General features: G+C 70.8%; 23 protein-coding genes. 7 read left to right on the forward strand and 16 right to left on the reverse strand.

Annotated features, from left to right (window positions below):
- Positions 1-2: 2 nt before the first annotated feature.
- From VM938_15680 to VM938_15730, 11 genes are all read right to left on the reverse strand, one after another.
- Complete coding sequence (locus tag VM938_15680; GenBank protein ID HVF76477.1) at positions 3-905, reverse strand: SDR family NAD(P)-dependent oxidoreductase; 903 nt, start codon at positions 903-905, stop codon at positions 3-5.
- Positions 906-942: 37 nt separating this feature from the next.
- Positions 943-1,365, reverse strand: a complete 423-nt coding sequence (locus VM938_15685; GenBank protein HVF76478.1) for a MaoC/PaaZ C-terminal domain-containing protein — start codon at positions 1,363-1,365, stop codon at positions 943-945.
- A 1-nt stretch (position 1,366) separates the two neighbouring features.
- Positions 1,367-1,777: a MaoC family dehydratase N-terminal domain-containing protein gene (locus tag VM938_15690; GenBank protein HVF76479.1), complete on the reverse strand. Its 411-nt coding sequence runs from the start codon at positions 1,775-1,777 to the stop codon at positions 1,367-1,369.
- Positions 1,778-1,870: 93 nt separating this feature from the next.
- The gene (locus VM938_15695; GenBank protein ID HVF76480.1) at positions 1,871-2,671 is read right to left on the reverse strand and encodes an enoyl-CoA hydratase-related protein; all 801 of its coding nucleotides are present in this window, start codon (positions 2,669-2,671) and stop codon (positions 1,871-1,873) included.
- Between the two features lie 11 nt (positions 2,672-2,682).
- Positions 2,683-3,921 (reverse strand): acyl-CoA dehydrogenase family protein, encoded by a 1,239-nt coding sequence (locus tag VM938_15700; GenBank protein HVF76481.1) that lies wholly within the window; start codon positions 3,919-3,921, stop codon positions 2,683-2,685.
- Between the two features lie 70 nt (positions 3,922-3,991).
- On the reverse strand, positions 3,992-4,243 hold the full coding sequence (locus VM938_15705; protein HVF76482.1) for a GlsB/YeaQ/YmgE family stress response membrane protein: 252 nt from the start codon (positions 4,241-4,243) through the stop codon (positions 3,992-3,994).
- A 70-nt stretch (positions 4,244-4,313) separates the two neighbouring features.
- Positions 4,314-4,775, reverse strand: a complete 462-nt coding sequence (locus tag VM938_15710) for a hypothetical protein (GenBank protein ID HVF76483.1) — start codon at positions 4,773-4,775, stop codon at positions 4,314-4,316.
- On the reverse strand, positions 4,772-5,698 hold the full coding sequence (locus tag VM938_15715) for a diiron oxygenase (protein ID HVF76484.1): 927 nt from the start codon (positions 5,696-5,698) through the stop codon (positions 4,772-4,774). Before VM938_15715 ends, VM938_15710 begins: the two co-directional genes overlap by 4 nt.
- Complete coding sequence (locus tag VM938_15720; protein ID HVF76485.1) at positions 5,695-6,324, reverse strand: TetR/AcrR family transcriptional regulator; 630 nt, start codon at positions 6,322-6,324, stop codon at positions 5,695-5,697. The genes VM938_15715 and VM938_15720 overlap by 4 nt, the downstream gene beginning before the upstream one ends.
- A 39-nt stretch (positions 6,325-6,363) precedes the next feature.
- Positions 6,364-7,641, reverse strand: coding sequence for an amidase (locus VM938_15725; protein HVF76486.1), 1,278 nt, complete (start codon positions 7,639-7,641; stop codon positions 6,364-6,366).
- A gap of 6 nt (positions 7,642-7,647) precedes the next feature.
- Positions 7,648-8,109 (reverse strand): DinB family protein, encoded by a 462-nt coding sequence (locus VM938_15730; GenBank protein HVF76487.1) that lies wholly within the window; start codon positions 8,107-8,109, stop codon positions 7,648-7,650.
- A gap of 38 nt (positions 8,110-8,147) precedes the next feature.
- Here VM938_15730 and VM938_15735 point away from each other — a divergent pair, with 38 nt between their 5' ends.
- Positions 8,148-8,966, forward strand: a complete 819-nt coding sequence (locus VM938_15735; protein HVF76488.1) for a sulfite exporter TauE/SafE family protein — start codon at positions 8,148-8,150, stop codon at positions 8,964-8,966.
- Here VM938_15735 and VM938_15740 read toward each other — a convergent pair.
- Entirely contained in the window at positions 8,933-9,622 is a 690-nt protein-coding gene (locus VM938_15740; GenBank protein HVF76489.1) for a uracil-DNA glycosylase, read from the reverse strand. The two genes, VM938_15735 and VM938_15740, sit on opposite strands and share 34 nt — an antisense overlap.
- A gap of 27 nt (positions 9,623-9,649) precedes the next feature.
- Between VM938_15740 and VM938_15745 the strand changes: the two genes are divergently transcribed.
- Genes VM938_15745 through VM938_15760 form a run of 4 tightly spaced genes read left to right on the forward strand, consistent with a single transcriptional unit; the run spans position 9,650 to position 12,424 of the window.
- Positions 9,650-10,294 carry an MSMEG_4193 family putative phosphomutase gene (locus tag VM938_15745; protein ID HVF76490.1) on the forward strand — a complete coding sequence of 215 codons (645 nt, stop codon included), beginning with the start codon at positions 9,650-9,652 and terminating at the stop codon, positions 10,292-10,294.
- Positions 10,295-10,296: 2 nt separating this feature from the next.
- Positions 10,297-10,794, forward strand: a complete 498-nt coding sequence (locus VM938_15750; GenBank protein HVF76491.1) for a DUF3090 family protein — start codon at positions 10,297-10,299, stop codon at positions 10,792-10,794.
- Positions 10,755-11,477 carry an SCO1664 family protein gene (locus VM938_15755; protein HVF76492.1) on the forward strand — a complete coding sequence of 241 codons (723 nt, stop codon included), beginning with the start codon at positions 10,755-10,757 and terminating at the stop codon, positions 11,475-11,477. The genes VM938_15750 and VM938_15755 overlap by 40 nt, the downstream gene beginning before the upstream one ends.
- Positions 11,462-12,424, forward strand: a complete 963-nt coding sequence (locus VM938_15760) for a DUF6183 family protein (protein ID HVF76493.1) — start codon at positions 11,462-11,464, stop codon at positions 12,422-12,424. The genes VM938_15755 and VM938_15760 overlap by 16 nt, the downstream gene beginning before the upstream one ends.
- Position 12,425: 1 nt before the next feature.
- On the opposite strand, the gene VM938_15765 is transcribed toward VM938_15760, so the two are convergent.
- From VM938_15765 to VM938_15780, 4 genes are read right to left on the reverse strand one after another with little or no spacing between them, the layout of a single operon-like run.
- Entirely contained in the window at positions 12,426-12,965 is a 540-nt protein-coding gene (locus tag VM938_15765; GenBank protein HVF76494.1) for a hypothetical protein, read from the reverse strand.
- Between the two features lie 4 nt (positions 12,966-12,969).
- Positions 12,970-14,262, reverse strand: coding sequence for a D-arabinono-1,4-lactone oxidase (locus VM938_15770; GenBank protein ID HVF76495.1), 1,293 nt, complete (start codon positions 14,260-14,262; stop codon positions 12,970-12,972).
- Positions 14,263-14,273: 11 nt separating this feature from the next.
- Positions 14,274-15,236: an electron transfer flavoprotein subunit alpha/FixB family protein gene (locus tag VM938_15775; protein ID HVF76496.1), complete on the reverse strand. Its 963-nt coding sequence runs from the start codon at positions 15,234-15,236 to the stop codon at positions 14,274-14,276.
- 3 nt (positions 15,237-15,239) lie between these two features.
- On the reverse strand, positions 15,240-16,004 hold the full coding sequence (locus VM938_15780; protein ID HVF76497.1) for an electron transfer flavoprotein subunit beta/FixA family protein: 765 nt from the start codon (positions 16,002-16,004) through the stop codon (positions 15,240-15,242).
- A gap of 83 nt (positions 16,005-16,087) precedes the next feature.
- On the opposite strand from VM938_15780, the gene VM938_15785 reads away from it, so the two are divergent.
- Entirely contained in the window at positions 16,088-16,462 is a 375-nt protein-coding gene (locus VM938_15785) for a hypothetical protein (protein ID HVF76498.1), read from the forward strand.
- 40 nt (positions 16,463-16,502) lie between these two features.
- Entirely contained in the window at positions 16,503-17,213 is a 711-nt protein-coding gene (locus VM938_15790) for an RNA polymerase sigma factor SigF (GenBank protein HVF76499.1), read from the forward strand.
- The last annotated feature ends 129 nt before the right edge of the window (positions 17,214-17,342 follow it).

Raw genomic sequence — 17,342 nt, forward strand, 5'->3', positions numbered from 1 at the left:
TCCTAGGTGAGCTTGGCGAGGAGCGCCATGCTCTCGGCGCTGATGTCGGACGGGACGATGTAGCCCGCTTCGTTGCGGATCTCCTCGATGTGGTCGCGGATGTCCTCGACCGAGGGGTGCGTGCCCTTGCCCGCGAACCAGCCCGGCGTCTGGGCGATGAACGAACGGGCGTACTGGCCGCCACCGGCCGAGTAGATCTCGTGGGTCACGTCGCAGTTGCGCGACACGAGGTACAGCGAGATCGGCATGACCAGCTCGGGGTCGAGGGCGTCGGCCATGGGGCCGAGCAGGTCCTCGGTCAGCCGCGAGCGGGCGATGGGCGCGATCACGTTGGAGGTGATGTCGTACTTGGCGCCTTCGACGGCGAGCACGTTCGACAGGCCGAGCAGGCCGGTCTTGGCCGCCGCGTAGGTGGACTGGCCGAAGTTGCCCCACAGGCCGGCCGACGACGAGGTGAACAGCAACCGGCCGTAGCCCTTCTCCCGCATGATGCGAAAGGCGGGCTGGGTGACGAAGAAGGCGCCCCGCAGGTGGACGTCGAGCATCTTCTCGAGGTCCTCGAACGAGATGTTCACAAAGCTCTTGTCGAGCACGTAGCCCGCGTTGTTGATCACGATGTCGACGGTGCCGAAGGCGTCGACGGCCCGCTGCACGATCGCTGCGCCGCCCGCGGCGTCGGCCACCGAGTCGTAGCTGGCGACGGCTTCGCCGCCCGCGTCGACGATGGCCTGCACGGTGGCGTCGGCGGCAACCGACTGGGCGCCGGTGCCGTCAGGGTTGATGCCCAGGTCGTTGACGACGACCTTGGCGCCGCGGCGCGCGAGCTCGAGCGCGTAGGTGCGGCCCAGCCCGTTGCCTGCGCCGGTGACGACGGCCACCTGGCCGTCGAAGGTGATGGGGTCCACGAAGATGCTCCTGTTCGGTGAGGTCGGTTGAGAAAGGTCAGGCGGGGAGCACGAAGGTCGCTGTGGCGGTGATGGCCACGCCGCCGGTCTGGCGGCGGCACTCCAGCTCCACGTCCACGCGGCGGCCTTCGGCGGTGTCCTCCACGGCCGAGACGGTGCCCGCGCACGTGAGCTCGTCGCCCGGCCACACCTGCTCGCGGAAGCGCGCCGCGAAACGGCGGACGTTCTCGGCGCCGAGCCAGTCGGCGGCGAAGCCGGCCAGCAGGCCCGCCTGGTACATGCCGATGGAGAACACGGTCGGGTAGCCCGCCTTCTCGGCGAACTCCTGGTCGTGGTGCAGCGGTGTGAAGTCGCCGGAGGCCCCGGCGTAGCGCACGATGTCGGTGCGGGTCAGGGGCGGGTAGGTGCGCTCCTCGGCCTGGGCGCCGACGGTGAGGGACTGCGGTGCGATGACGGACATGTCAGCTCTCCGAGGGGGGACGGCTGGTCTCGACCAGCGTGCTGCGCTGCTCGGCGACGAGGTCGCCTGCGGCGTTGCGGAACTCGCGGACGAGGGTGGCGAAGCGCATGGTGCCGCCCCGCTTGCCCTCCTTCTCCCAGCGGTCACCCAGCCGGGCCGACACGGCGAGCGTCTCGCCCGCCCGGGGCAACGGGCCGAAGAACAGGTACTCCTCCTCGCCGTGGAGGATGCGGCGCATGTCGAAGGAGAGCTCCTCGGTCGGGAACTCGCCCGGGGGCTCCCACGACATGGCTGCAGTGGTCAGGAAGGTGGGCGGGATGACCGCATCCGGCCCCTGGTACGCGGGGTTCGTGGCCTTGGTGGCGATGGCGAACTCCCGGATCTTCCCGCGTTCGATCGGTATCTCGTACATAAAGCTCCTCAGGCTCGACCACGTGAGTGTGACGATGCCGCCGCGCCCTGCACAGTCGGGCAATCCCTGGAGATACGCGCCGCAGGCGGGGGCTCAGCGGTTGCGGAAGGCGGGCCGGCGCTTCTCGACGAAGGCGCCCAACGCCTCGCGGGCGTCCTCGGTCATCACGCAGACCATCTGGGTGCGGTTCTCCAGCTCGATGGCGGACTGCAGGCTGGGCGCGTCGAGGTTGGCCCACATCACCTGCTTGGTCATGCGGATGGCGAAGGGCGAGTTGCGCACGATGTCGCGGGCGATGCGCACCGCGGCCTCGACCACCTCGCCGTCGGGCACGACGTCGAGCACCAAGCGGTTGCGCAGCGCCTCCTGGGCGGCCACCAGCCGGCCGGTCATCATCATCTCGAAGGCGAGGGTGGGGCCGACCACGCGCGGCAGCAGGTAGCTCATGCCCACGTCGCAGCCGGAGATGCCCAGGCGCACGAAGGCACAGTTGAACCGCGCCGATTCGCTGCACACCCGGGTGTCGGCGGCCAGGGCGATGGCCAAGCCGCCCCCGGCGGCCACGCCGTTGACGGCGGCGATGACCGGGTGCGGCGTCTCCTTGATGCGCACGATGAGCCTGGCGTAGGCGTTCTGTACCTCGTAGCCCGCGGGGATCGACAGCGACTCGGTGTCGCCCGCCATCTCGGCGAGGTCGTGGCCCGAGCTGAAGCCGCGCCCTTCGCCGGTGAGCACGATGGCCCGCACGGTGACGTCGCGCCCCAGTTCCTCGAGCACGTCGCCGAGCTCGTCGACGAACCGCGCCGTCATCGAGTTCAACGTCTTGGGCACCGAGAAGGTGACGACGACGACGCCGTCCTCGTCGCGCTCGACGCGCATGGCCTCGGTCTCCACGTGGGCTCCTCTCAGCGGGGCGCGTCGCGCCCGGCGGTGATGCGGTCGGTGCGGGGCTCGCCGGGCAGCCCCAGGACGCGCTCGCCGATGATGTTGCGCTGGACCTCGTCGGTCCCTCCGGCCACCCGGTAGCCGGCGATGCCCAGGACGAGCTCCGACCAGGCGTAGGTGCCCCACTCCCCGGCGTCGGCCACCAGGCGAGGGCCCAGCAGCGACGAGGCCACGTCGGCGTAGAGGCGTATCGCTTCGGTCCAGCTCAGCTTGGCGATCGAGCCTTCCGGCCCCGGCGTCTCCCCGGCGTTGAGCTTCGCCGTGGCCCGCCGGGCGGTGAGCTCCAAGAGCACGTCGGCGGTGTAGGCCCGGGCCAAGGCCTGGCGGTGCACCGGGTCGCCCGCCACGCCCAGGTGCTGGGCGAGGGCCACGAGCCGGCGCGACATGCCGGTGCTGAGCGCGCCGGTCGACGCGTTGCGTTCGAAGCTCAACGTGGTGAGGGCCACCAGCCACCCCGCGCCGACCTCGCCAAGGCGGAAGTCGTCGCCCACGCGCACGTCGGTGAAGAACACTTCATTGAACGACGAGCCGCCCGTCATCTGGCGCAACGGCCGCACCTCCACGCCGGGCGCCGCCATGGGGACGATGAACGCGGTCAGCCCTTTGTGCTTGGCCACGTCGGGGTCGGTGCGGCAGAGCACGTAGCCCCAGTCGGCGTACTGGGCGCCCGAGGTCCACACCTTCTGCCCGTCGATCACCCACTCGTCGCCGTCGCGCACGGCGCGGGTGGCCACGCCGGCCAGGTCCGATCCTGCACCCGGCTCCGAGAACAGCTGGCACCACATCTCGTCGGTGCGCAGCATGGGGCGGAGGAAGCGCTGCTTCTGGGCCTCCGTGCCCATGGCACGGATCGTCGGGGCGATGAGATGGGTGGTGATGCCGACCGACTCGTGCGGCTCGGGCACGGTGTAGGCCTGCTCCTCTTCGGCGAAGGCCCGCTCGTACGAGGGGTGCAGGCCGCGACCGCCCCACTGCGGTTCCCACGACACGTTGGCGAACCCGGCGTCGGCCTTGGTCGCCACCCAGCGACGGAGGGCGTCGATGTGGGCCTTCTCCTCCTCGTAGGCAAGGTTCTTGAAGAGGGCGACCGAGTCGGAGCCCTCGCCCCACACGACGTGGTCGTGGCGGTCAGGGCGACGCGCCACGTTGGCATCGAGCCAGGCGCGGGCGGCGGTGCGGAACTGCTCGAGGGTCTCCACGGTCCCGCCAGCCAAACACCCGTGGCGGGCCGTGAAGATCGGAAGTTGCCCTACAACTAAGGGCACACCGTCAGGTGCGGGCTTGGCTCACGCGTTCGCCGATGACGATGAGCACGACGGCCGCGGCGATGGCCACCACGGCGCCGAGGAAGTTGAGCTCGAAGATGTCGCCGGTGCCCAGGGCGTTGGCGACCACACCGCCGACGATCGACCCCACCAGGCCGAGCACGAGGGTGGCGACGAGCGACAGCCTTTGGCGGCCGGGAACCAGCAACCGGGCAAGGGCGCCCACCACCAATCCGAAGACGATGAAGCCGATCATGGTTCTCCTGTTCTCAGTGCCGTGGGTGCGCAGTGCGTTCCTCCCCAGCCGTACCCGGTGGCGCCCGCCCCTACCCCGGCCGGCCGCCGCCACCCCCGCCGCCACTGCCGAAGTTGCGTCCGAACCGCGCCGGAAAACGGCGCGATTCCTCCGCATCTTCCGGCCGTCGGCCGGCGCGGGCCACCCGCCACGCCCAGATCAGCAACGGCACCTGCAGGGGCAGGCGCAGGAGGGAGCCGACTCGGCGGGGCCAGGCCTCGTCCTGCCAGTCGATCGCCATCTTCACGTTGGCCGGGAACACGGCGACGAACAGCACGAAGGCGGCGAGGGCACCCACCCGCCGCGTGCGCCGATGGGCGACCGCGGCGGCACAGGCGAGCTCGGCCACGCCGCTGCCGATGGTCCAGGCCCGGGGCGAGCCCGGCAGGGCGGCGGGCACGATGGCGTCGTAGGTCCGCGGCACGAGGAAGTGGGTCACCCCGGCAGCAGCCAGGAAGGCGGCGAGCAGGCGGGCCCGCCCCTCGTCGCTCACGAAGGTCGGAGGCCGAGGGCCCGCCACAGCCGCCCGAACGGCGGACGGAGGAGGCCCAGCTCCTTGCACAACGTCATCACCTTCTGCAGCGACTCGCCGGTCACCCGCTTGTGCTCCGGGTTCTTCCGGTACGCCTCGTCGATGACGGCCTTGGGGATGCCGTGGCGCTGCACGATCTGCGACGACGGCTGCAGCATGAGCTGCGCCATCACGGCGAGGATCATCGGTGCGCCCACCGCCAGCACGGCGCGGCGCGCCGGCCCGAGGGCGGGCACGGTGCGCTTGAGGTAATGCCGGGCGAACGACAGGTGCCGGGCCTCTTCGGTGACGTGGATGCGCATGATGCGCTCGAGCAACGGGTGCAGGTCGTCGCGGCGGAGGCTGCGCCGTTGCACGAAGTCGATGGGGTCTTCGCCGCCGAGCACGAACACGAAGAACAACGGCGGGAAGCGGCGGGCGATCCGCACGACGAAGCGAGCGCCGAACCGTTCGAGGGCGCCGAGCCCGGCGGCGTCGAAGCCGGAGCGGTTCACGAACTCTTGGAACATGAGGGCGTGCTGCGCTTCCTCGATCACCTCGTGGTAGGCGTAGCGGAACTCGGGCGAGCGGTTGGGCAGCCCCTCGGCGAACTCCAGCAACCCACGCTTGAGGCTGCTCTCGAACTGCAGCCCCGTCTTCATCTTCGACGCCGTCATCTCGCACCCCAGCCGGGCACGAGCGGGTGCAGGCAACGAGCGGTACCACTCGGTACGACTGAGCGGGTCCTCCGCGCTGAGCTCCCAGCGGGGGTCCTCGGGGTCGAGGCGCATCTCCTCGCTGTCCCAGTCGATGTCGGCGTAGGCATCGAAGTGCTTGGTCACCGACTGCTCGTTCAGCCGGTCGAGCAGCGCGTACCAGGCCTCGTCCTTGATTGCCGTGCTCATTCCGCCTCCTGTCCGCCGGGCTCACGCAGGAACGCGAGCCGGGCAAGGGTCTTCAAGATGTCGATCACTGCATCCGCGTCCTCGCCGTGGGGCACCAGCCGTTGCAGCGCGGCGCCGTCCATCACGGCGAACACGAACGGCAAGGTGTCGAGGCCGACGCGCGGGTACTCCTCGGGCGGGAAGAGCTCTCGGTAGAGCTCTTTCGACGTGCGCACGAAGTCCTCGTCGACCGCAGCCACCACCTCGGCCAGCTCGGGGTCGGTGCGGGCGGCGACCCACAGTTCGAGCCACGCCACGAACGTGGGTCCCGAGAAACTCGACCACAACAGGTCGATGGCGGCGTCGACCCGGTCGGCGCCGGGGTCGAGGTTGGCCATCGACTTGCGGAACTCGTCCTGGCGGCGGTCGAGCACGTGGGCCACGGCCGCCGTCAGCAGGTCGGCCTTGCTGGGGAAGTGGTGCAGCAAGGCGCCCACCGACACGCCCGCCCGCCGGGTCACCTCGGTGGTCGTCGTGGAGGCGAAGCCGAGGTCGACCAGGCAGTCGACGGTGGCGTCGAGCAAGGCGGTGCGGGTCTGGGCCCGGCGCTCTTCCTGGGTGCGACGGGGACGGGCAGCGGCGGGCACGTTGCCATTGTGCGCCTACTTACCGTAAACAGTCAAGGCTTACTGTAAGTGCGATTGGAGGCGTTCGGCGGCATCGAGCACGAGGGCGTCGGCGCCGCAAGCACCGGTCACCTGCACGGCAGTCGGCAGCCCTTCGGCATCGACGCCCACCGGCACCACGCAGGCGGGCAGGCCGCACAGGCTCTGGAGCGCGGTGCACGTCATGACCGCTTCGCGGAAGCCCGTGGGATCGGCGCCGATGGGCAACGGCGCCACCGTCGACACTGCGGAAAGGAGGACGTCGACTTCCTCGAACAGCCCTGCGACGGTGCGCATCAGCCGGCGTCGGGCCTCCTGGGCGTCCAGGTACCGCGGCAGGTTGACCGCCTCGGCCGAGGCGAAGCGGGGCCGCAACTCGTCGCTGTAGTCGTCGGCTCGGCTGGGCCACAGGCCGGCGCGTCGATGGGTGTGCAGCGCTTCGGCCAACACGATGGTCGACGCCGTCTCGAACAGCGGCGGCGCATCGGGGAACGCCACGGTGGCGACATCGCCGGCGAGGCGCAACGCGGCGTCGAGCCCGGCGCGTGCCCACGGGCCGAGCGGCAGTTGGTCGAGGTCGGGGCACACGCCGATGCGAGCCGAGGCCCGCGCCCCGCCGACGGGCGCCATCGCACCCAGCAGCAGGCGGACGTCGGCCACCGTGGCGGCCATCGGTCCCACCACGTCGAACGACGGCGCCAGCGGGAAGACGCCGGTGGTGTCGACGAGGCCGTAGGTAGGCCGCAACCCGACCACGCCGCAGAACGCCGCCGGGATGCGCACCGACCCCACCGTGTCGGTGCCCAGCGCCAAGGGCACCAGCCCTGCCGCCAGGGCAGCGCCCGACCCACCGCTGGAGCCGCCCGGCACGTGGGCAGGCGAGCGGGGGTTGCGGGTCGGGCCGAAGTGGGCGTTGTCGGTGGTGATCCCCCAGGCGAACTCATGGGTGGCGGCCTTGCCGACGACGACCGCGCCTGCGGCGCGCAGCGCGGCCACCACCGGGGCATCGTCGTGCGGCACGTGGTCGACGAACATCTTCGACCCGTACGTGGTGCGCAGCCCGGCGGTGTCGATCATGTCCTTGACCACAACGGGCACGCCGTCGAGCGGCAGGGGCCGCCCTTCGGCATAGCGGGCGGCCGACGCCGCGGCATCGGCGCGGGCCTGCTCGAAGGCTGTTGCCGTCAGCGTGTTGAAGGTGGGCTCGACCTCGGCCGCCCGTTCCTCCACCGCGGCCACCACTTCCACCGGCGACACCTGGCCTCGGCGGTACTGGTCGAGGAGGCCGGCGGCGGTCACCCGGAGCTACGAGGTGGCCAGCGCGGCGCGAATCTGGTCGAGGTGGGCGCGGTCGTGCTCGGCCTGCGCCTTCACCAACGCCGTCACCGACAGCACGCCGCGTTGGGGGTGTGAGCCGGTGCGCTCCCACTCCCCCTCCACCAGCGAGTCGAGCAGCCGGAGGTTGCTGTCGCGCAGCGCCCGCCACCGCTGCAGCGTGTCGCGCACGTCCTCGTCGAGGTCGCCGAAGCGCTCGGCCCACGAGTTCTCGTCGAAGGGCGTGAGCGAGGGGCGGTCGTCGGCCACGATCATGCGCAGGCGCACGCTCCACACCAACTCAGCGTCGGCCAGGTGGGCGACGACGGTGGCCGCCGACCATTCGTCGGGGGCGGGGTCGCGGCGCAGGTCGGCGGCATCGGCGCCGCTCACGAGCGACACGAGGTCGCGGCCGGTCGTCCGCAGCCGCTCGAGGTGGGAAGTCCCGGACATCGCTTCAGCATCGCACCGGTGGGCTAGACACGCGGCCGATGATGCCGTCCGACGTGCTCCATGCGGTCCTGACGTTCTTGGCGGGCGTCTGCACCGGTGTCCTGTCGGCGGCCTTCGGCGTGGGCGGCGCCGTCATCTCCACCCCCGCCATCCGCCTGCTCGGGGTGAGCGCGGCGTTCGCCGTGGGCACCACCCTTCCCTCGGTCCTGCCCAGCGCGGCGACGGGCGCGTGGCGCTACTCCCGTGAGGGCATCATCCGTTGGGACGTGGTGGCGTGGGCGGCGCCCGCGGGCATCGTGACCGCTGTCGCCGGTTCGTTGTTGTCGAAAGTGATCCCCGGTGAAGGCCACTGGCTCATGATCGCCACCGCCGTGCTGTTGGGGTTCACGGCATGGCGCATGGCCAAGACGCCCCGCACCCCGGGGGCGCCGGAGACCGACGCAGTGGCCGCTCCCGACCAGCCCGCCCCGCCCGACCGCCGCCACGACCGGCCCGCCGTCCTTGTGGGCATCGGCGCCGCCGCAGGCTTGCTGTCGGGGCTGCTCGGCATCGGCGGCGGGGTGGCCATGGTGCCCGGCTTCACCGAGTTGGCCCGCATCCCGTTGAAGACGGCCATCGCCACCTCGTTGGCCTGCGTCGGCATCTTCGCCGTGCCCGGCACCATCACGCACGCGCTGTTCGGCGACATCGACTGGCGCACGGCGGCCTTCCTGTCGCTGGGCGTGGTGCCCGGTGCCCGCCTCGGCGCCGCGCTCGCCATCCGGGCGGGCGACCGCAGGCTGCGCTTGGCGGTGGCCGGGTTCCTGGGCCTGACCGCCGTCGCCTACGCGGTGGGCGAGGTGCTGGCGCTCAGCTGACGGGCCCGCGTGAAGACGGCGTCGAACATGTCCTCGGTCAGCGTGCCGGTGAAGGTGTTCTGCTGGCTGGGGTGGTACGAACAGACGATCGTGCGGCCGTCGGGCAGCGGCACCTCGACGCCGTGGCCGAACCGCGGCTTGGGGCGCAGGCCCAGCAGTCGGGCGGCGACGTCGTAGCCGAACTGCCCGAGCACCACGATCACCCGCACCTCGCGCAGCAACGCCAGTTCGCGGGCCAGGTAGGGCAGGCAACGGTCGCGTTCGTCGGGCGTGGGCTTGTTGGCGGGCGGTGCGCAACGCACGGCCGCGGCGATGTAACAGTCGGTCAGTTCCAGCCCGTCGTCGCGGCGCACGCTTGTGGGCTGGTTGGCGTAGCCCGCCCGCCACAAGGCGCGGAACAACCAGTCGCCGGAACGGTCGCCGGTGAAGATGCGCCCGGTGCGGTTGCCTCCGTGGGCAGCAGGGGCGAGGCCCACGACGAGCAGCCGGGCGGCGGGATCACCCCAGCCGGGGATGGGCCTGCCCCAGTACTCCTCGTCGGCGAACGACGCCCGCTTCTCTGTAGCCACCAGTTCGCGCCACGCCACCAGCCGGGGGCAGGCGAAGCAGTCCACGACCTCGGCGGTGACCCGTTCCAGCGAGTCGGGCGCAGCCACGGCGCCAGAGTAGGTTGGTCGCCGCCCATGCCGAGACGCCCCAAGCAGCCGCCGTTCACGGTCGCCCTGTTCGTCCGCCACGGCCGCACCCCGACCACCGGTGCCGTGTTGCCAGGCCGCGCCCCGGGGCTGCACCTGTCCGACGAAGGCACGCGTCAGGCCGAGGCCGCCGCCGCCCGCATCGCCGCGCTGGCCGACGTGGCCGCCGTCTACGCCTCGCCGTTGGAGCGGGCGCGCGAGACGGCCGCACCCATCGCCAAGGCGCTCGGCCTCAAGGTGAAGGTCGACAAGGGCTTGTCGGAGTGCGACTTCGGCGACTGGACGGGCGCCGCGCTGAAAGACCTGATGAAGCTGCCGGAGTGGAAGACGGTGCAGCGGTACCCCAGCGGGTTCCGCTTCCCCAACGGCGAGTCGTTCAACGAGATGCAGGCCCGCATCACCTCGACGGCGGCCCGGCTGCGGGCGCAGCACGAGGGCCGCACCATCGTGTTGGTGTCGCACGCGGACCCCATCAAGGCGGCGGTGGCCGACGCCCTCGGCACCCACCTCGACCTGTTCCAGCGCATCGTCGTGTCGCCGTGCTCGGTGACCGCCATCGCCTACTTCGGCGAGGGCCCCGCCGTGCTCGGCGTGAACCTGGTCGGCGACCTCACCGACCTGAAGCCGTCGTAGCCATGAGCTCGTCGTTCGACTTCACAGCAGTCGACCGCATCACCATCGGCACCGTGGGGCCGCCGGGCCAGCGCGCCTTCTTCCTCCAGGCCCGCCAAGGCCCCGACCTGGTGACCCTCAAGCTGGAGAAGTCGCAAGTGGCGGCCTTGGCCACCTACCTGGGCGAGCTGCTGCAGGGCATGGCCCGGCCCGGCCACCTCCCCGAGGACCTCGACCTCGAAGAGCCGGTGGTAGCCGAGTGGGTGATCGGCACCCTGGGCATCACCTACGACGAGGAGATCGACCGGTTCCTCCTGGTGGCGGAAGAGGTGGCGATGGACGACGAGGACGCCGGCGAGGCTCGTTTCTTCGTCAGCCGGGAACAGGTAGCCGCCCTCGCCATCCGGGGCACGCAGCTGGTCGAGGCGGGCCGCCCGCCGTGCCCGCTCTGCGGCTACCCCCTCGACCCGAAGGGCCACGCGTGTCCGCGGACGAACGGGCACCGGCCGCCGACGCTCTGACCGTCCTCGCCTCCGGCGAGGTGGCGCTCCAAGGCCGCATGCCGTGGAGCTCGAACGCCACCTTCCTGGTGACGCTGACGCTCGACGACGTAGAGATGCCCGCGGTCTACAAGCCGCACCGGGGCGAGCGCGAGCTGTGGGACTTCCCCGACGGCCTCTTCCTCCGTGAGGTGGCGGCCTACGAGCTGTCGGCCGCGCTGGGCTGGAACGTCGTGCCCGAGACCGTGCTGCGCCACGACGGGCCGTTCGGCGTGGGGTCGTACCAGCGGTTCATCGCCGCCGACTTCTCCGAGCACTACTTCACCTTGCTGGAGAAGCCCGACCACCACGAGTGCCTGCGCACCATCGGAGCCTTCGACTTGGTGGCCAACAACGCCGACCGCAAGGGCGGGCACTGTCTCCTGGGCGACGACGGGCGCATCTGGGGCATCGACAACGGCTTGTCGTTCCACGTCGAGCCCAAGCTGCGCACGGTGATCTGGGACTTCGCCGGGCAAGCGGTCGAAGCGCCCTTGCTGGCCGACCTGGCGCGCATGGCCGCGTCGCCGCCCGCAGCCCTGGAGCAGTTGTTGCACCCCGCCGAGATCGAAGCACTGGTGGAACGGGCGTGCTGGGTGGTGCAGCACCCGGTCTTCCCCGATCCCCCGCCGGGGCACAGGGCGTACCCGTGGCCGCTGGTCTGAACCTCGACGACATCGACGGCCTCACCCGCGAGGTCGACCGCTTGTGCTCGGTGCGCGAGTGGGACGGGTTGCTGTCGTTGCGCGACCTGTGCCGGGCCGCCATGGCACGGGGCAAGCAACTGTGGCCGGTGGCCGCCCACGCCGAGTACCGGCTGGCATTGGAAGCGCCTGCGCCGTGGGCTGCGCAGATGCTGGTGCCGGGCACCGGCCGCTTCGCCCTCGGCCCGCTGCCCGAGGTGGCGGCGTCGACGCACACGTGGGACGACTTGGCGCCGCATGCGCCCGCGGGTCCGGTGGCCGCGCTGGCGGCATACGAACGGGTGGTGCGGGGCGACGACCTCACCGGCGCCGACGTCGAGCCGGTGTTCGAGCTGCCGTTGGCGCTGCAGGACTGGGAGCCCGCCTACCCGGTGGCCGACTACCGGGCCGACAAAGCCGACTTCCCCGCCCCACCGCCCCCCTCCTCGTTCTGGCACCGAGATCACGCTGCAGGAGGCGTGATCTCGGTGCCAGAAGCGGCGCGGGCGCTGACCGAACTGGCGGAGGCGTGGCTCACCGAGTCGAACGGCCGGGCCGAAGCGGCCGCCGTCGAGGGCGACGCGGCGGCGGCCGTGGCGGCGCTTGGGCCACCGACGGTGCGCCTCGCATCGATCGAGCCCGCCGACGCCTTGGCCCACATGGCGTGGACGGCCGCTTCGGGCGGCGCCCACGGCCGCCGCCGCGGCATGGCCAAGGGCCGCTTCGCCGCCTGGTGGACGGTGGCCGCCGTCGGCGACTCCCTCGACGACTGGCCACTGGCGCCCGACGAACTGGGCGAACTGGTGCACGAACTGCGCTGGTTCCTGTGGGACGCGGGCGAACCGGTCACCGGCTGGTCGCTCCGCCTCGCCGTCGAAGACCCCGAGACCGGGCGAGCCTTCGCCGTCTCGGCCTCGGACGCCGCCTGACTCAGACGCCCTTGTTGCCGGGGTTCACCCGTCCGCCGGGGCTGGGCTTGCCGTTGTTGCAGCCCGACGGTGCCGACACGATCACTGTCACTTCGTAGGTGCCGCCCGCCGCGAAGTAGCCGTCGGCCCCGCCGGTCCCGCACGTCGGGTCGTCGGAGCGGGCCAAGGTGATGACGTCGTTGCCGTCTGTCGCCCCCGGCTTCACGCCGAACGGGCCCTTGCGGGAGTTGGCGGCCACCGTGACCTTCACCCCGTTGACGTTGACCACCATCGACGCCGGGTAGTTGTTGACCACCGTCACCTTGGCCATGCTCGCCGGGATCGTCGACGTCGTCGTGGTCGGCTTGGCCGTCGTCGTCGGAGCCTTGACCGTGGTCACCACGGGCGCTGCCGTGGTGGTGGTCGTCGCCTCGCTGGTCGTGGTGGTCTCTTCGCTCGTCGAGGTGGTGCTCTCGTCCGCCGAGAGGCGCACGTCGTCGCCCTTGTCGTCGGAACACGACGCCAGCAGTACGGCAGCGACGAGGACAAGGCGACGGATCATGCGCTCACGGTACCGACCCGAGCACGCGATCCAAATAGGCGTTGGCGAACTTGCCGTCGGGGTCGAGCTTGCGGCGCACGGCCTGGAAGCGGTCCCACTCCGGGTAGACCGGTGCCAAGTCCTCTGCCGTGCGGTAGTGTAGCTTGCCCCAGTGGGGCCGCCCGCCCACTGAGCGCATGACCTTCTCGACGTGCCGGAAGTACCGCTCGTATTCCATCCCCCGGTACACGTGCACGGCGATGTAGCACCGCTCGCCGCCGTAGGCCGTCGACAGCGGGATGTCGTCGCCCGCCGTGAAGCGCACCTCGATGGGGAACGAGATGCGCAGCCCGGAGTCGTCAATGAACTTCCGCACCCGCTGCAGGCACTCGGCCCCTGCCTCCCGGGGCACCGAGTACTCCATCTCGTAGAAGTGGACCCAGCGGGGCGAGGCGAACACGTCGTGGCTGGGCTTCACGTATTCGGTCCGCCCACTCGACGGCAGCGCAGTGGCCAGCCGCGGGATCAAAGAGGGCCGCCGCCGCCCCAGGCGCACCACCGAGCCGAAGGCGACGTTCTCCATGAGCACCTTGTCGCGCAGCCACTTCCACCGGGGCATCCCTCCCACCGGCGCGTCGGTGCGGTTGTTGCGCTTGGTTAATGCCCAGTCGGTGTGCGGCACGTAGAAGAACTCGAAGTGGTCGTTCTCCTCGACGTGGCGGTCGAGGTCCCGCAGCACCGAGCCCAGCCGCATCGGCTCCTCCACCGCCTGCAACCGGAAGGCGGGCACGCACTGCAGCGTCACCGACGACAACACGCCCAGCGCGCCCAGCCCCACCCGCGCACAGGCGAACACCTCAGGCTCCTCGTCGGCCGAGGCCCGCACCACAGTCCCGTCGGCCGCGACCAACTCCAGGCCGACGATCTGCGTGGCGATGCCCCCGAAGCCGATGCCCGTGCCGTGGGTTGCCGTCGACACCGCCCCGGCGACGGTCTGGTAGGCGATGTCGCCCAGGTTGGGCAACGCCAGCCCCACCGCCGACAAGGCCCGGTTCAGCGCCAGCAAGGTCATGCCCGCTTGGGCCGTCACCCGTCCCGACGAGCGGTCGACCGACAGCAACGACGAGTGCCGGTCGAGCACCACCTGCACCCCGCCGTCGGGGACGACGGCGATGTCGGTGAACGAGTGCCCCGACCCCACCACCTTCACTCGCGAGGCCGAGCGCACCACGTCCGCCAACGCGGCGGCGCCGGCGGGGTGCTCGACCCGCGCCGGCGCGCACTGCTGGTTCCCTGCCCAGTTCTTCCAAGCCCCCATGGGGGCGGAGCCTAGGCCCGGCCCTGCAAGGCCTCCAGGAGCTTGGGCAGCACCTTGTGCACGTCGCCCACGATGCCGAGGTCGGCGATCGAGAAGATCGGCGCCTCCTGGTCCTTGTTGATGGCGATGATGTTCTTAGCGCCCTTCATGCCCACCATGTGCTGGGTGGCGCCAGAGATGCCGCAGGCGATGTAGACGGTGGGCTTCACCGTCTTGCCGGTCTGGCCCACCTGGTACGAGTAGGGCACCCAGCCCGCGTCGACGATGGCGCGGGAGGCGCCGGGCGCCCCCTTGAGCAGCTTGGCCAACTGCTCGACCATGTCGAACTTCTCGGCCTCGCCCAGGCCGCGCCCGCCCGACACGACCACGGCCGCCTCGTCGAGCTTGGGGCCGGTGCGCTCCTCGATGTGGCGCTGGATGACCTTGGCGGCGTTGGTGGCACCGGCGTCGGGGGCCGTCACCGAGGTGACCTCGGGGGCGCCGCCCCCGCTCTCCTCGGCCGCGAACGACTTGGGCCGCACCAGGAAGATGTGCGGGGTGTCGTTGGTGAAGGCCGCCTTGACCACGGTGGTGCCACCGAACACGGCGTGCTCGCTGGTGCCGTCGCCCGACAGCCCGACGACGTTGGTCAGCACGCCCACGTCGAGCTTGGCCGACAGGCGGCCGGCGATGTCGCGGCCGTCGTAGCTGGTGGCGGAGATGACGGCGTCGGGCTTGTTGCCGCCCTGCACCTCGGCGGCCATGGCCGCGGCCACGGGCACGCCGGCCAGCGCGCCGCCCAGGTCGCCCACGTCGTAGACCTTGGTGGCCCCGTAGGCGCCCAGTGTCGACGCCACGGCTGCGGCCTCGCCGCCCCACGTCCACGCCTCGACCGTCGAGGCGATCTCGCGAGCCTTGGTGAGCAACTCCAACGTGCTGCCGGTGGGCTTGCCTTCCGCCACCTCGGCCAGCACCCAGACCTTGTCGTATGCCATGGCTCAGATCACCTTCAGGGATTCGAGGAACTGGACAATGCGCTCGTGGGCGTCGCCTTCGTCGACCACGATCTCGCCGGCCTGGCGCTCTTCGGCGGCGGCCACGTCGGTGACCTGCTGGCCGACGGCGGGCGCCTCGATGCCGAGGTCACCGACCTTGAGGGTGTCGACCGGCTTGCCCTTGGCCGCCATGATCCCCTTGAACGACGGGTACCGGGGCTCGACCACGCCGGCGGTCACGGTGACCACGGCCGGCAGCGGGCACTCGACCTCGTCGAAGCCCTCCTCGGTCTGGCGGTTGACCTTCACGGTGGAGCCGTCGATCTCGACGTGCTTGGCGAAGGTCACCGACGGCAGCCCGAGCAACTCGGCGATCTGCACCGGCGTGGTGCCGGTGTAGCCGTCGGTCGACTCGGTGGCGGCCAGTACGAGGTCGGCGCTGGCCCGTCCGATCGCGCCGGCGAGGACCTTGGCCGTCGTGAGCGCGTCAGCTCCCTTGAGCGAATCGTCGGAGACGAGGATCGCTTTGTGGGCTCCCATCGCCAACGCGGTGCGGAGACCGCTGACCTCGTTGTTCGGGGCCATCGACACAAGGGTCACCTCGCCACTGCCGGCCTTGTCGACCAACTGCAACGCCATCTCCACTCCGTAGGCGTCGGAGTCGTCGAGGATCAACTTGCCCTCTCGCACCAGCGTGTTGGTGGCCGGGTCGAGGCGTCCCGGCGAGGCCGGATCTGGGATCTGCTTGACGCAGACGACGACGTTCATGGCGCCGATTCTCGCCTGCCCCTCGTTGGTGGACCAATTTGGGGCCGGACCGGACTCCTGCTCCGGTGGTACCTTCCGAAGCCATGCCCGACCAGGTGCGCCTAGTGATGCCGGCCGATCCGGAGTTCCTCCGCCTGGCCCGGGTCACGGCTATGGGTTTGGCCAGCCGGCTCTCGTTCACACTCGACGAGATCGACGACCTCCGAATCGCGATCGACGAGCTTCTCTTCGGTCTAATGGGGACCAGGGGACGCCCCGGGACCGTGTCGATGACGTACTCGGTGCACGAGCGAAGCCTCGAAGTGGTCGGGACGGGCGCGTTCGACGACGGGCTGCCCACCGCCGGCCTGACCGAACTATCCGAGTTGATCCTCGACGCCGTCGCCGACGAGCACGCGCTGACGACTACCGACGGGGCCCCATCGTTCCGCCTGCTCAAACGGCGCATCGAGGTCTGACGTGGCCTTCGACGCCGAGCGTCGCCAGGAGTTGCGCGACATGTTCGTCGCCTTCGCCGGTTCCCGCGATGAAAAGACAAGAAGCGCGCTGATCGAGGCCCACCTCGGCCTGGCCGAGTACCTCGCCCGACGCTTCAACAACCGCGGCGAACCTCTCGATGATCTGGTCCAGGTGGCATCGACAGGGTTGATCAAGGCGGTCGACCGGTTCGAGCCCGAGCGGGGGCTCGAGTTCTCGACCTACGCCACCCACACGATCGTCGGCGAGCTGAAGCGACACTTCCGGGACAAGGGCTGGGCCGTGCGGGTGCCGCGCCGGATGCAGGAGCTCCACCTGCGACTGGCCACGCTGGTCAACACCCTCAACCAGGACCTCGGGCGTTCACCCACCATCCCCGAGATCGCCCAAGCCGCGGCAGTCTCGGAGGAAGAGGTGCTCGAGGCCATGGAGGCCGGGCAGGCCTACCGTTTCACCTCCCTCGACGCTCCGGTCACTGGGGAGGAGGGCGGGTCGCTGGGCTCGACCATCGGTGAGGACGACGACTCGATGGCCGACGTCGAGCATCGGGTGTCCCTCAGCCCCCTCATCGCCCAGTTGCCGCCGCGCCAACAGAAGATCCTGCACTTGCGGTTCTTCGAGGGTCTGACGCAATCCGAGATCGCGACCCGACTCGGAATCTCCCAGATGCATGTCTCGCGATTGCTGGCCCGCAGCCTGACCCAACTCCGCCAGAACGCATCCGAGGAGTAAGCCGAGGCCGTTGAAGGTCCTCCTCGTCGTGAACGCGTCGGCGTCCTCGGTCACCGCCAGGACGCGGGTCGTGATCGCCAAGGCCCTGGCCGCAGACCACGAAGTCGAAGTGGCCGAGACGAGCCGACG

The sequence above is a fragment of the Acidimicrobiales bacterium genome, assembly GCA_035536915.1.
GTDB lineage: Bacteria > Actinomycetota > Acidimicrobiia > Acidimicrobiales > JAHWLA01 > JAHWLA01.

Excerpts from the sequence above, each read along its gene's own strand:
- VM938_15775 (HVF76496.1), bottom strand. The coding sequence starts at position 15,236 with ATGGCATACGACAAGGTCTGGGTGCTGGCCGAGGTGGCGGAAGGCAAG.
- VM938_15735 (HVF76488.1), top strand. The coding sequence starts at position 8,148 with ATGATGCCGTCCGACGTGCTCCATGCGGTCCTGACGTTCTTGGCGGGC.
- VM938_15765 (HVF76494.1), bottom strand. The coding sequence starts at position 12,965 with ATGATCCGTCGCCTTGTCCTCGTCGCTGCCGTACTGCTGGCGTCGTGT.
- VM938_15705 (HVF76482.1), bottom strand. The coding sequence starts at position 4,243 with ATGATCGGCTTCATCGTCTTCGGATTGGTGGTGGGCGCCCTTGCCCGG.
- VM938_15770 (HVF76495.1), bottom strand. The coding sequence starts at position 14,262 with ATGGGGGCTTGGAAGAACTGGGCAGGGAACCAGCAGTGCGCGCCGGCG.
- VM938_15715 (HVF76484.1), bottom strand. The coding sequence starts at position 5,698 with ATGAGCACGGCAATCAAGGACGAGGCCTGGTACGCGCTGCTCGACCGG.
- VM938_15730 (HVF76487.1), bottom strand. The coding sequence starts at position 8,109 with ATGTCCGGGACTTCCCACCTCGAGCGGCTGCGGACGACCGGCCGCGAC.
- VM938_15790 (HVF76499.1), top strand. The coding sequence starts at position 16,503 with ATGTTCGTCGCCTTCGCCGGTTCCCGCGATGAAAAGACAAGAAGCGCG.
- VM938_15685 (HVF76478.1), bottom strand. The coding sequence starts at position 1,365 with ATGTCCGTCATCGCACCGCAGTCCCTCACCGTCGGCGCCCAGGCCGAG.
- VM938_15785 (HVF76498.1), top strand. The coding sequence starts at position 16,088 with ATGCCCGACCAGGTGCGCCTAGTGATGCCGGCCGATCCGGAGTTCCTC.
- VM938_15745 (HVF76490.1), top strand. The coding sequence starts at position 9,650 with ATGCCGAGACGCCCCAAGCAGCCGCCGTTCACGGTCGCCCTGTTCGTC.
- VM938_15690 (HVF76479.1), bottom strand. The coding sequence starts at position 1,777 with ATGTACGAGATACCGATCGAACGCGGGAAGATCCGGGAGTTCGCCATC.
- VM938_15750 (HVF76491.1), top strand. The coding sequence starts at position 10,297 with ATGAGCTCGTCGTTCGACTTCACAGCAGTCGACCGCATCACCATCGGC.
- VM938_15780 (HVF76497.1), bottom strand. The coding sequence starts at position 16,004 with ATGAACGTCGTCGTCTGCGTCAAGCAGATCCCAGATCCGGCCTCGCCG.